This window comes from Rhodococcus sp. EPR-134 (assembly GCF_001647205.1).
GTDB classification, from domain to species: Bacteria; Actinomycetota; Actinomycetes; order Mycobacteriales; family Mycobacteriaceae; genus Rhodococcus_F; species Rhodococcus_F qingshengii.
Window position 1 is genome coordinate 1 of record NZ_LVCT01000684.1, and the last position, 12,303, is coordinate 12,303.

Sequence of the window (12,303 nt, forward strand, 5' to 3'; positions counted from 1 at the left end):
CAGGTCAGATCGACCTGTCCGTCGGTGCGATCGTCGCGTTCGTCGCGGCGATGAGTGCCGAGCTTATCCAGGCCGGCGTCGATTCGTCCCTGGTCTTCGTCGCCGCCCCGGTGATGGGTGCGGCCTGGGGCCTGGTCAACGGATGGCTCGCTGCCTATCAGGGTATTCCGCCGTTCATCGTGACTCTGGCGACGATGTCCGTCATTCGCGGTATCGCGCTGTATCGGACCGAAGGATTCTCCGTTCCGGTTCCTGCCGACACTTACTTCGCGAAGCTCGGAACTGCTGAGTTCCTCGGGTTCTCCGCCAGCGCCTGGATTGCTCTCGTCGTCGTGGTCATCGGAGCAATTGCGCTCAACCGCATGCGCTTCGGGCGCTATGTCACCGGTATCGGCTCCAACGTCGAATCCGTGCGACGGTCCGGCGTCAACACGCGTCGTGTGCTCATGATGACGCTCGTCTTCACCGGCTTGGCTGCCGGTATCGCGGGACTGCTGATCGCGGCTCGACTGGGCTCGGGTTCGGCCAACTCCGCAACGGGATTCGAGCTCACCGTGATCACCGCGGTGGTTCTCGGTGGCACCAATCTCTTCGGCGGTCGCGGCACCGTGATCGGTACCGTCATCGGCGCCGTCCTGACCGGAATCATCGCCAACGGATTGACCCTGCTCGGCGTGAGCCCGTTCCTGACGCCGATCATCACCGGTGTCGTTCTGCTACTGGCCATCTGGATCAACATGCGCGGACATACACTGAGCGCGCTGTGGCGACACCTGCAGTCCGCACCGTCGGGGCCTGCACGCTCATGAGCAAGGTTCGTACTGTCACGGGAACCGTGGACAGCTCGGAACTCGGACTGGTTCTCCCACACGAACATCTGCACAACGACGTCACCGGTGCGTACACCGAGGCCCCGGATCCGGTTGTGGCACAGCGGTTGGCCGGTCCGGTACGCGCCGAGGATGCCTGGCTTCTTCACGACAATCCGTATTACAGTCTCGACAATTGTCGAGTCGACGACGGATCGGCCGTGGTGGAAGACCTTGCGGACTTCGCCCGCCTCGGGGGTCGGACGATCGTCGATCTGACACCGCCGGGACTGGGCCGGGCACCGGAGAAGTTGGCGGAGTTCTCGCGAAAGTCAGATGTGCGAGTGATCATGGGTTCAGGGTGGTACCTCGAGACGACCCATCCGGTCGAGGTCCACGAACTCGGTGTCGACGATCTGGCAGGTTCGCTCGTCGAGGAGTTCGATCCGGCAAAGGAATTGGCTCCGGGAGTGATCGGGGAGATCGGCGTCTCCCCGCTCTTCACTCAGAACGAGGCGAAAGCGTTGCGGGCGGCGTGCATTGCTCAGCGCGAGGTGGACGTGCCCCTGTTCGTCCACCTTCCGGGCTGGCAGCGCGTGGGACATCACGTCGTCGACATCGTGGTCGACGAGATGGGCGTCGATCCGCAAGCAGTGGTGCTGTGCCACATGGACCCGTCCGGACACGACGCCGACTACCAACGATCGCTCGCCGACCGCGGTGTCTTTCTCGAATTCGACATGATCGGGATGCCTTTCGATTTCCCCGGCGAGGGTCTTTCGCCGCATCCGGCGGAAACAGCCACTGCGGTAGCCGGATTGGTCACCTCCGGTCACGCATCACAGCTCCTGCTCAGTCACGACCTCTTCCTCAAATCAATGCTCAGAAAGCACGGCGGAAACGGATTCTCCTACGTACCACTCGCCTTCGCCGCCCGATTGGTGCGCGCAGGCGTAGATCCCCAGCAAGTGTCCGCATTGATGCGAGACAACCCGAGGTCGCTCTTCGAGCAGGCCGCGAAAGGAAACAGAAGCAGTCATGGGTAAACGAGTACTGATCGCCGGCGAGAGCTGGATGACGACGTCAACGCACGTCAAGGGCGTCGACGAGTTCAGTGTCCATTCCTACGTCGAGGGAGTCGGTCCGCTTCGGGATGCGCTCATCTCACGTGGCCACGACGTGACACACATGCCCGCACACCTGGTGCCGACGCAGTTCCCTGGTACCGCAGAAGCGTTGTCCCAGTTCGACGTCGTCGTTCTCTCCGACATCGGAGCGAACTCGCTGCAGCTGGCTCCCGGCGTGTTCGACCAGTTCCGCGCCGGCGAGGATCGCCTTGTCGCGCTTCGTGACTGGGTGAACGCCGGCGGCTCACTGATGATGATCGGTGGCTACCTCTCGTTCTCCGGATTCCAGGCGCGAGCAGCTTTCCGCCAGACCGCGATCGCCGAGGTACTGCCCGTGACGATGCTGGCCGAGGACGATCGCGTCGAGACACCGGCTGGGATCGTTCCCACCGTCGTCGATGCTGCTCACCCGGCTCTCGGTAATGCCGGCGATTCCTGGCCCGCGCTCCTGGGATACAACCGCGTCGTCGCGAAGGACGGTGCCGTGGTTCCCGCCACCATCAACGGCGATCCGCTTGTCGCTGCCGGTGAATACGGCGCCGGACGGTCGATCGTCTTCACCTCGGACTGCTCGCCGCACTGGGCTCCGCCGGAGTTCTGTGAGCAGTGGCCCGGATACACCGACCTGTTCGACGGCTTGATCAGTTGGGTCGCCGGCGAATGAGTCGCTCCTCAGACCTGCTCGCGCGGCAGCAGAGTAATCTCGCTGCCGCGCGGGCGGTTCCATTCATCGAGGACACCATCGGCGGGACGTTGAGTGATGAGGGATTCTGCCGGTACCTCGTGATCGAAGAGGCATTCGTACTGACGGCCGTCAAGGTGTTGGGGTTGATGGTCGCCGAATCCCCGACGCTCGACGACGCGCTCGACCACGTGACGTCGATGTCGAACCTGGTGGGCGAGCAGCGCGAGTATTTCGCGCAGTTGCGTTCCCGCTTCCCGTACGAGGGTGACGCAGCGGCGCTGGTCGAGGAGTCGGCCGTGCTGTCCACGCACGCCTTGGCCCTCGCTCGCGAAGAGGGCAGGGCGGCGGCGCTGGTGGGCATGTACGCCGCGGAAACCCTGTATCTGTCGTGGTGCCGGGAGGCGGCGGCAGTGAAGGTAGATCGCGAACCAGCGTTGCAGGACTGGGTGGACATGCATGTCGCTCCGCCGTTCGTGTCCCAGGTGGCGGTGCTGGCGTGCGAAGTGGACGCCATGCCGAAGTCAGTGAGCGACGAGGACCTGGATCGGTGGTTCTCGGGCATGCTGGCCGCAGAGATCGATTTTCACAACGTGGCGGTGTGAACCACTGCTGTGCGCCTTTATTAACCCCCGGCGGTTAATAAAGGCGCACAGCAAAAGGCCCGTAGGTCGCTTTCGCAACCTACGGGCCTCTTCTTTGTAGCGGGGACAGGATTTGAACCTGCGACCTCTGGGTTATGAGCCCAGCGAGCTACCGAGCTGCTCCACCCCGCGTCGGTGTGAAACCAACAGTACACGACTTCTGGAGGCGCAATTACCACCCCCTGTCACCGACTGGAGTGCGCGCTTTCCGAGTAGTAACCGCGGATGTGTCCGACTATGCGCTGACGTGCGAGTTCGCCGTCACCCGCGTTGACCGCATCCACCAATCCTCGGTGTTCGTCACGCAGTCGCATGCAGGTGCTCGGCCAGCTGTCGATCTGGACGCCCGCGAGAACGTAGACCTCGATGGACTCGCGCAGGCCGGTCATCATGGCTGCGATCACCTGATTGCCCGCCGCGTCGGCGAGCGCCACGTGGAACTGTGCGTCGAGTAGCAAGAATTCCTCGGCCGAGAGAGCTGCGTCCTCCATCGAGTCGAGCAGTTCGACGGCCGCGCGGAGGTCGGGCGTCGGAGTCCGCGATGCCAGGGATTGCATCACCTCGGATTCGAGAACGAGTCGTGTCTTCACCACATCCGAGACCGGAAAGCCTTGTGCTGCAACCTGCATCCGCATCAGCATGGTCATACCGCCGGTCGGTTTGGCTACGATCATCGCGCCGGACGTCGGGCCGGAGCCAGTCTGCGCCTTGAGGAGGCCGAGTGCTTCCATGACCCGCAACGCTTCTCGGACCGATGACCGTCCGACGCCCAACTCTGCTGCCAGAATTCTCTCTCCCGGCAGGCGCTGGCCAGGAGACACCTCGCCTGAAACGAGCCGACGTTCGAGGTGGCTCAGTACTTGTTCCCACGCTCGCGGGCTCGGCTCGGTCGGCATGAGGCAAGAGCATAACCGGGTGGACGCCGTTTATGGGGTGGCCTGTACGGGGATGTATTACTGTGGTCAGACCACACCGACAGATTGCGGGGAACCACATGCGAGTAGCGCTGTTCGCCACCTGCATCGGGGACACGATGTTTCCCGACGCCGTCAAGGCCACCGCCCTCCTGCTCACCCGTCTCGGGCACGACGTCGTGTTTCCGTCCGGGCAGACCTGCTGCGGGCAGATGCACGTCAATACCGGCTATCAGCCGGGCGCACTACCGCTGGTCGCGAACTACGCCGACACCTTCGGTGATGCGTCGATCGACGCGGTTGTCGCACCATCGGGGTCGTGCGTCGGTTCGGTCCGTCATCAACACGAGATCGTCGCCGAGCGCTACGGCACCGCGTCGCTGTGTGGACAGGTGCAGACCGTGAAGGCAAAGACGTACGAGCTTTCCGAATTCCTCGTGGACGTTCTCGGGGTCACCGATGTGGGCGCGTACTTCCCGCACCGAGTCACCTATCACCCGACCTGTCACTCACTGCGCATGTTGAGGGTGGGGGACAAGCCACTTCAGTTGCTGCGCAACGTCCGCGACATCGATCTGGTCGAACTCCCCGAAGCAGATTCCTGCTGTGGATTCGGCGGCACCTTCGCCATCAAGAATGCGGAGACTTCGACGGCCATGCTGGCGGACAAGATTCGCCACGTTGCGGACACCGGCGCCGAATTCTGCAGCGCCGGAGACTCGTCGTGCCTCATGCATATCGGCGGCGGTATGTCGCGACTGCAGATGGGCGCCAAGACCATTCACCTCGCGGAGATTCTGGCGTCGGTGGAAAGCCGGGTGCACGCATGAGCGCTGTGACGCTGGGTCTGCCCAGCTTCCCGCCGAGGTCGCCCGAGGGTGCAGGGTTCCTGCGAGGTACTGAGAAATTCCCCGTCGCAGCACATCACGAGCTGGCCAACGCGCAACTGCGACGCAATATCGGCAAGGCGACGCACACCATCCGTGCCAAGCGCATCAACGTGACTGGATAGCTTCCCGATTGGGAAGACCTGCGTGATGCGGGTTCGGCGATCAAGGCCGACGTCATGGCGCGGTTGCCGGAACTGCTCGAACAGTTCGAAGCTGCAGTCATCGCGCGCGGTGGGCAGGTGCATTGGGCGGCGGATGCCAACGAGGCCAACGCCATTGTGACCGAACTTGTCAAAGCCACCGGCTCCGACGAGGTCATCAAGGTCAAGTCGATGGCCACGCAGGAGATCGGTCTCAACGAGCATCTCGAAGCCCACGGAATCACCGCCTACGAGACCGATCTCGCGGAATTGATCGTCCAGCTCGGCCATGACAAACCGTCGCACATCCTGGTTCCCGCGATCCATCGCAACAGGTCCGAGATTCGGGAGATATTCCTTCGTGAGATGCCAGATGTCGATCCGAACCTCGGGGAGAACCCGGCCGAACTTGCCGCTGCTGCACGAAAGTTTCTGCGCCACAAGTTCATGACGACGCCGGTCGCCGTCTCCGGCGCCAATTTCGGCATCGCGGACACGGGCACTCTGACCGTCGTGGAGTCGGAGGGCAACGGGCGAATGTGCCTGACGCTGCCGAAAACACTGATCACCGTGATGGGCATCGAGAAGATTCTGCCGACGTATCAGGATCTGGAGGTCTTCCTGCAACTGCTGCCGCGGTCCTCGACGGGGGAGCGGATGAACCCGTACACCTCCATGTGGACCGGCGTCACGCCCGACGACGGTCCACAGGAGTTCCACCTGGTCCTCCTCGACAACGGTCGGACTGCCGCGCTTGCCGACAAGATCGGGAGGGAAGCCCTGAGCTGCATACGGTGCTCGGCGTGTCTGAACGTGTGCCCGGTCTACGAGCGCACCGGCGGTCACGCCTACGGATCGACCTATCCGGGACCGATCGGCGCGGTGCTGACTCCGCAGCTCGCGGGCATGCATGGCAAAGACGATCCCAACTCGACGCTTCCCTTTGCCTCGAGTCTGTGCGGTGCGTGCTTCGACGCCTGCCCGGTCAAGATCGACATACCCTCGCTGCTCGTCGAATTGCGGCACCAGAAGGTCGAGCAATCCGGTATCACGGCAGAGTCTTTGGCGATGAAAGCCGCCTCTCTGGCGATGTCGACCGAGGGCCGGTGGACGTTGGCTCAGAAAGCTGCCGGGCTCGGACGCGTCGTGGCCGGCAGGAAAGGGAAGATCTCTACGTTGCCACCTCCATTGAACGGTTGGACAGCTGCCAGAGACATTCCCGCACCGCCCAAGCAGACCTTCCGATCCTGGTGGGACTCCGACGAAGGCCGCGCGGCATTGGACGAGGCTCGTCGTGACGGTAAGGCGGACAGATGAATTCACGTGAAGTGGTGCTCGGACGCATTCGTGATGCCATCACCTTGGCGCCCGCCCGCGAAGGCGAGATACCGCGAAACTACCGGACTGGCAGAACCATGTCCGACGAGGAACTCATCGATTTGTTCGTCGACCGTCTGGTGGACTACAAGGCGCACGTTCACCATTGCGCTGCAACAGAAATCGCCGAGGCCGTCGCCGGAATACTGAAAGGGCGCGGACTACACACTCTGGGGATCCCCGCCGGCCTCGACCGATCATGGGTAGCCGGATTCGACGGAACGCTGGTGGTGGACAGCCCGGACGTACCGGCTCCTGAACTCGAGAACCTCGACGCCGTTGTCACCGGCTCGAAGGTATCGTGCGCCGAAACCGGCACCATCTTCCTCGACGCCGGTCCATCACAGGGACGCCGTGCGTTGACACTGGTACCGGACACACACATCTGCGGCGTGTATCGCAGCAGTGTGGAAGTGGGAGTGCCGGAGGCGATTGCGAAGCTGACACCGGAGCGCCCCGCCACCATGATCAGCGGCCCGTCGGCGACCTCCGACATCGAACTCGAGCGCGTCGAAGGTGTCCATGGTCCGAGGAATCTTCACGTCGTCATCGTCGACGGTTGATTCCCGTCGAGCGGGAACTCACAGGCAGGCGGCCTCATCAGCGTCTAACGTCCCGGCCATGACACAACTGTTGGCAGGCAAGGTCGTTTTCATCACCGGTGCAGCGCGGGGTCAGGGACGCAATCACGCGATTCGACTCGCGCAGGAAGGTGCAGACGTCATCGCTGTCGACGTGTGCGCGTCGGTGTCCGAAGACGTGGGTTACGCGGCCGCGACTGAAGCCGACCTCGAAGAAACGGCTCGTCTCGTGCGAGCGGAGGGGCGCGAGATCGTCACCGCTGTAGCGGACGTCCGTGACCTCGAGGCGCTGCGGGCGGCGGTGGCGTCGGGCGTCGACAAGTTCGGTCGCCTCGACGTCGTGATTGCCAATGCGGGCATCGCTACGTGGAACCGTTTCTGGGAGATGCCTGAAGAACAGTGGTCGACGCTGGTGGACATCAATCTCAATGGTGTCTGGCGCACGATGACAGCTGCGGTTCCTGCAATGATCGAAGCCGGCAACGGTGGTTCCATCGTGATTGTGAGCAGTGCTGCCGGCGTCGCCGAAGCGCCCGGCTGCGCGCACTACTCGGCGGCCAAGCACGGCCTCGTGGGTTTGGCTCGCACTGCTGCAACGGAATTGGGAAGCTTCGACATTCGAGTCAACACCATCCACCCTGGCGCGGTGGAGACCGAGATGGGCAACGATCCCAACGTCGGTAAGGTACTCACTACTCATCCGGAGTACATGAACTCGTACAAGTGGCCGCTCACGTCCGTCCCGCGCACCACCGTCGAGGACATCTCCAACGCTGTTGTCTACCTCGCGACGGACCTCTCCCGCGCGGTCACCGGGACGAAGATCGTCATCGACATGGGTCAGACGATGGCGTAGTTGCGCTCAGAGGAGATTGAACTGCGCGACCTCGATGGTGTTCTCGACTGCCTCCGAGAGTGCGCGAATACGTTCGTCGGCGCCTGGCGCGGTCAAAATCGCCAGGCGATCGGCGTCACCCATCGGAATGCTCCTGGCGAGGGCATACAGCCGAGAACCCAGCGGATCCAAGGGATCCGGTGGGACGGGCATTCGCGGAGTCTGTTCGCCGGCCCGAAGTGCGAGCTTTCCCAACATTCCGTACATGAACTCGATGCGCTCGAGGAGCGAGTCGTATTCGTAAGCAGTGACTGGTGTTCCGTTGTTCTCGTCAGGCCACAATTCGACCTCGGCAAGTGGGTAGGGATCGTCCGGCAGCCATCGATTGACCCGGATGCGGTCTTCGGTCCGGCAATACAACTGATACCGCCCGGCACCCATGGCGACATGAGACTCGATCCGAGCCAGAGTGCCGACGTCGTGACGTGATTCGCCGCCACCGACCTCGTGGCCACGAGCGATGAGCACTACTCCGAACAGTGGGCCGTCGGCAGCTTCGAGAACGTTCTCGACCAGTGCGCGATACCGAGGTTCGAAGATGTTCAGGGGCAACACCTCACCCGGTAGCAAAGCGGAGCCGAGCGGAAACATGGGGAAGATGGGCATCAGGGGATTCTCAACCTCGGAATCGGAGGGGCGGGGAAATCGCCGGGGCGATCGATTTCGGCGAGCAGGTGCTCGGACCACGTCAGTAGACCGGGGATATCGAGGCCGTGCGGACTCTCGACCTCGTAGTGCCTGATGCGGTCGTGACCCTGGCCGAGGAGTGAGACGGCGCCGGTGTTGTTGCCCCGAAGCAGATGGGTGAGCCCGACGGCCAACTGAGCCAGTCCCTGCCACAGGTCACGTTCCTCGGGCGGCGCGCTTTTCCACGTTCCTTCGAGAATCTCGTGTGCGTGGAAAGGCATGCCGTGGTCGAGGAGGCGCTGCGCCTCGGTGATCGACTCGTCTGGTGGCAGGCGTACATCGTCCGGAATGCGCGGGACACCGCCCGCTGCGTCGCGTGGCAGTGGACGTCCGAGTCCGTCACGGGGCCGCGAATTGAGGGGTTTCCCAGCGGCGTCCCGGTCGCGTTCGGTCATACACTCAGCCTAACGGCAGCGCCTCGGCCGAACTCGCCAAAAGTTTTTTCGAGTCGCCTGTCGATTCCGGGGAGAACCGTTCGTCGTCATGTTGTAAGGCAAGAAAGCCGCAAGAAAAACAACAGACCAAGGAGTCAGTCATGAAGTACATGTTGCTCATCTACACCGCACCCGGCGGAGACACCGAACCCCAGTGCACGTTCGAGGACTGGCAGCAATACGACAAGGAAATGAAGGATGCCGGGATCTGGGTGTCCGGCGATGCCCTCGCCGACCTGACGACTACGACGACGGTTCGGGTCTCGCAGTCCGGAGAAAAGACCGTCACCGACGGACCCTTCGCAGAAACCCGTGAAATCCTCGGCGGCTACGACGTCATCGACGTTCCCGATCTGGATGCGGCGCTTTCATGGGCCGCGCGGTGCCCCGGCGCGCGCGACGGCGGCAGCGTCGAGGTGCGTCCACTGGCCGGGTTCGGGGACTGATTCGCCGTGGACGAGCAGGCCGAGAACTCCATCGAGTCAGTGTTCCGGGAGGAACGCGGACGACTCTTGGCCTCGCTCGTCCGCCGCTTCGGTGATCTGGATCTGGCCGAGGAAGTCACCTCCGAAGCCGTCGAGGCCGCGTTGGTGCACTGGCCCGTGGACGGAGTGCCGGCTAAACCGGGCGCCTGGCTGCTGACCACGGCGCGTCGTAAAGCCGTCGACAGGCTTCGTCGTGATCAGGCCTATGCGGCGCGATTGGCGGTGATGCAGGTGGACGCCGATCGTGCCGACCCGGCGCCGCCCACGGTCGACGGAGAACTTCCCGACGAGCGGTTGCAGCTGTTCTTCACCTGCTCGCACCCAGCGCTGGCCGAGGACGACCGAATCGCACTCACCTTGCGTTGCCTCGGAGGGTTGACGACGCCCGAGGTTGCTCGGGCCTTCCTCGTGCCTTCGGCGACCATGGCGCAGCGGATCGTGCGTGCGAAGAAGAAAATCCGTCAGGCTCGGATTCCCTTCCGAACTCCCAGCGCCGAAGAACTCCCGGAGCGTCTGCCCGGTGTTCTGCAGGTGATCTATTCGGTGTTCACCGAGGGGTACGCAGCGAGTTCGGGTCCGGATCTGCAACGCGTCGACCTGGCGGTGGAGGCGATCAGGCTGGCGAGGATCTTGCGCGCATTGCTTCCCGATGAGCGCGAGATCGCCGGGTTGCTTGCATTGATGCTTCTCGTCCACGCGCGTCGGGATGCCCGTACCGACGCCGCCGGCGGGATCGTGCTCCTCGAAGACCAGGATCGCGGGTGTTGGGACCAGCCGATGATCGAGGAAGGCAGCGACCTCGTCGTAGTCGCGTTGACCGGGGGAGCGCCGGGGCCGTACGGGGTGCAGGCCGCCATCGCCGCATTGCACGACGAGGCCGCAGATGTGGAGAGCACCGACTGGCCACAGATCTGCGCTCTCTACGGAGTGCTCCTCACGCTGACTCCGTCGCCGGTCGTGGCCGTCAATCGGGCAGTAGCGTTGGCGATGCGCGACGGCGAGGAAGTCGGGCTGACTGCGCTGGAGGAACTGGCAGCGGAGCCCAAACTTGCCGACTACCATCCGTATCACCTTGCACGAGCCGAACTACTTGCTCGGTTGGGGCGCACCGACGCAGCGGCATCCGCGTACCGACAAGCTCTGAAACTCGTTGGTACGGAACCGGAGCGGGCCTACCTGGAGCGTCGGTTGGGTGAGATCTCCGACTGATCGGCGCCTCAGATCAATTCGAGTCTTCGGGCCATGTCGGACACGAAAACACCTGTCGGATCGATATTTCTGCGTATCTGGATCCACTCGTCGATTCGCGGATACATCGAGTGGAAGCTTGCTGCGGTAGTCCGAGAGTCCTTGGCGGTGTAGAGGCGACCGCCGAATTCGAGTACCCGTTTGTCGAGGGAGGCGACGAACTCACCCAGGCCGGACTTGATCGGGAAGTCGAAGGCGACGTTCCACCCGGACATCGGAAAGCTCAGTGGCGCTGCGTTTCCCTCGCCGAAAAGTTTGAAGACGTTGAGAGCTGAATAGTGTCCCGAACGCTGGATATCGCGGATGATGCTCTTGAATTCGTCCACCGCGTCGACGGGCACCACGAACTGGTATTGCAGGAATCCCTTGGACCCGTAGGCACGGTTCCACTCACCGATGAGGTCGAGCGGATGGTAGAACTGCGTCAGGTTCTGCACCTTCCCGACGTAGTTGCCGCCGGTGCGGTAGTAGAACTCGCCGATCGCTGACGCCGATAGCTTGTTCATCAAGCCGTTGGGGAAAACATCCGGTGTCGTGAACAGTTGTGGTGCATCGAATTTCAACGGATTCTTCTGCAATTTCAGCGGAAGCTGGTCGACGGTCGCCAACGAACCACGCGTAATCGAGGCCCGGCCGAGCTTCGGCGGCGCACTGACTGCATCGAACCAGGCGCTCGAATACGTGTAGTCGGCTTCGCTGCCGTCGCTGTGAAAAGCGACGGTTTCGTCCAGGCCTGCGGTCAGTGCGCCGTCGTTGACGAAGTATGCCGTTTCGGTCGGTGTCATCTCGAGGGTGACGCGCAGGATGATCCCGGTCAGTCCGATCCCGCCGACGGTAGCCCAGAAGAGTTCGGATGTCGGGCCTTGCGGCTCCAGTGTTCGGATACTGCCGTCAGCAGTGAGCAGATCCATCGAGCGGACATGATTTCCGAAGCTGCCCTCGGTGTGGTGGTTCTTGCCGTGAATATCGCAGGCGATAGCTCCGCCGATGGTTACCTGGCGTGTTCCGGGGAGTACCGGTACCCAGAGACCGAATGGTAGCGCCGCGCGCATCAGCTGATCGAGAGAGACTCCCGCGTCCATCTCCACGAGACGGGACTCGGCATCGATCTTGTGAATTCGACGGAAGGCGGTCATGTCGATGACCAAGCCGCCGGTGTTCTGCGCGTTGTCTCCGTAAGACCGGCCCAGACCACGAGCGATGACTCCACGTCGGAGGTGCAACGGCTTGTCCGCGTTGTCGTCTGCGACGCGGGCGACGGCCTTTGCGATCGCCTCTACATCAGGAGTCGAAACGACATGCGAGGTAGTTCGGGCTGTGCGACCCCAACCGCCGAGGACGGTGGACGCAGAGGTTGGCAGATCGGTGGCGTAGTCGGACACGAAATCCG

At 62.9% G+C, this 12,303-nt stretch carries 13 protein-coding genes, 1 tRNA gene and 1 pseudogene; 10 read left to right on the forward strand and 5 right to left on the reverse strand.

All coding sequences use genetic code 11. The annotated features are described in order from the left end of the window. The 4 genes from A2J01_RS29905 to A2J01_RS29920 all read left to right on the forward strand — a co-directional run. Nucleotides 1-809 (forward strand): ABC transporter permease (locus A2J01_RS29905; protein WP_064114181.1); only part of this gene is annotated, 809 nt, incomplete at its 5' end. Further along, nucleotides 764-1,855, forward strand: a complete 1,092-nt coding sequence (locus A2J01_RS29910; protein ID WP_228232250.1) for a phosphotriesterase family protein — start codon at nt 764-766, stop codon at nt 1,853-1,855. The genes A2J01_RS29905 and A2J01_RS29910, both read left to right, overlap by 46 nt. After that, a complete protein-coding gene (locus A2J01_RS29915; RefSeq protein ID WP_064114182.1) occupies nt 1,848-2,600 on the forward strand; it encodes a glutamine amidotransferase in 753 nt (250 codons plus the stop codon). The genes A2J01_RS29910 and A2J01_RS29915 overlap by 8 nt, the downstream gene beginning before the upstream one ends. Further along, on the forward strand, nt 2,597-3,223 hold the full coding sequence (locus tag A2J01_RS29920) for a TenA family protein (protein WP_064114183.1): 627 nt from the start codon (nt 2,597-2,599) through the stop codon (nt 3,221-3,223). The genes A2J01_RS29915 and A2J01_RS29920 overlap by 4 nt, the downstream gene beginning before the upstream one ends. A 97-nt stretch (nt 3,224-3,320) precedes the next feature. On the opposite strand, the gene A2J01_RS29925 is transcribed toward A2J01_RS29920, so the two are convergent. Together A2J01_RS29925 and A2J01_RS29930 are read right to left on the reverse strand one after the other, a co-directional pair. Continuing rightward, nucleotides 3,321-3,394: transfer RNA gene (locus A2J01_RS29925), tRNA-Met, on the reverse strand. 53 nt (nt 3,395-3,447) lie between these two features. Further along, entirely contained in the window at nt 3,448-4,158 is a 711-nt protein-coding gene (locus A2J01_RS29930; RefSeq protein ID WP_064114184.1) for a FadR/GntR family transcriptional regulator, read from the reverse strand. A gap of 98 nt (nt 4,159-4,256) precedes the next feature. Here A2J01_RS29930 and A2J01_RS29935 point away from each other — a divergent pair, with 98 nt between their 5' ends. The 4 genes and pseudogenes from A2J01_RS29935 (at nt 4,257) to A2J01_RS29950 (ending at nt 8,020) form a co-directional block, all read left to right on the forward strand. After that, nucleotides 4,257-5,006, forward strand: coding sequence for a (Fe-S)-binding protein (locus A2J01_RS29935; protein ID WP_003940529.1), 750 nt, complete (start codon nt 4,257-4,259; stop codon nt 5,004-5,006). Further along, nucleotides 5,003-6,523: pseudogene (locus A2J01_RS29940) on the forward strand (LutB/LldF family L-lactate oxidation iron-sulfur protein). Before A2J01_RS29935 ends, A2J01_RS29940 begins: the two are co-directional and overlap by 4 nt. Further along, nucleotides 6,520-7,146, forward strand: a complete 627-nt coding sequence (locus A2J01_RS29945) for a LutC/YkgG family protein (RefSeq protein WP_064114185.1) — start codon at nt 6,520-6,522, stop codon at nt 7,144-7,146. Before A2J01_RS29940 ends, A2J01_RS29945 begins: the two are co-directional and overlap by 4 nt. A 58-nt stretch (nt 7,147-7,204) precedes the next feature. Beyond that, nucleotides 7,205-8,020: a mycofactocin-coupled SDR family oxidoreductase gene (locus A2J01_RS29950; RefSeq protein WP_007730029.1), complete on the forward strand. Its 816-nt coding sequence runs from the start codon at nt 7,205-7,207 to the stop codon at nt 8,018-8,020. A 6-nt stretch (nt 8,021-8,026) separates the two neighbouring features. Here the strand turns inward: A2J01_RS29950 and A2J01_RS29955 are convergent, their stop codons facing one another. Further along, nucleotides 8,027-8,665 (reverse strand): LON peptidase substrate-binding domain-containing protein, encoded by a 639-nt coding sequence (locus A2J01_RS29955; protein ID WP_064073901.1) that lies wholly within the window; start codon nt 8,663-8,665, stop codon nt 8,027-8,029. Further along, complete coding sequence (locus tag A2J01_RS29960; RefSeq protein WP_003940372.1) at nt 8,665-9,141, reverse strand: DUF309 domain-containing protein; 477 nt, start codon at nt 9,139-9,141, stop codon at nt 8,665-8,667. Before A2J01_RS29960 ends, A2J01_RS29955 begins: the two co-directional genes overlap by 1 nt. A 140-nt stretch (nt 9,142-9,281) precedes the next feature. On the opposite strand from A2J01_RS29960, the gene A2J01_RS29965 reads away from it, so the two are divergent. Further along, complete coding sequence (locus tag A2J01_RS29965) at nt 9,282-9,626, forward strand: YciI family protein (protein WP_003939718.1); 345 nt, start codon at nt 9,282-9,284, stop codon at nt 9,624-9,626. 6 nt (nt 9,627-9,632) lie between these two features. Next, on the forward strand, nt 9,633-10,874 hold the full coding sequence (locus A2J01_RS29970; RefSeq protein ID WP_003940594.1) for an RNA polymerase sigma factor: 1,242 nt from the start codon (nt 9,633-9,635) through the stop codon (nt 10,872-10,874). Nucleotides 10,875-10,882: 8 nt separating this feature from the next. Here the strand turns inward: A2J01_RS29970 and A2J01_RS29975 are convergent, their stop codons facing one another. Further along, entirely contained in the window at nt 10,883-12,295 is a 1,413-nt protein-coding gene (locus A2J01_RS29975; RefSeq protein ID WP_064114191.1) for an FAD-binding oxidoreductase, read from the reverse strand. Nucleotides 12,296-12,303: the final 8 nt, after the last annotated feature.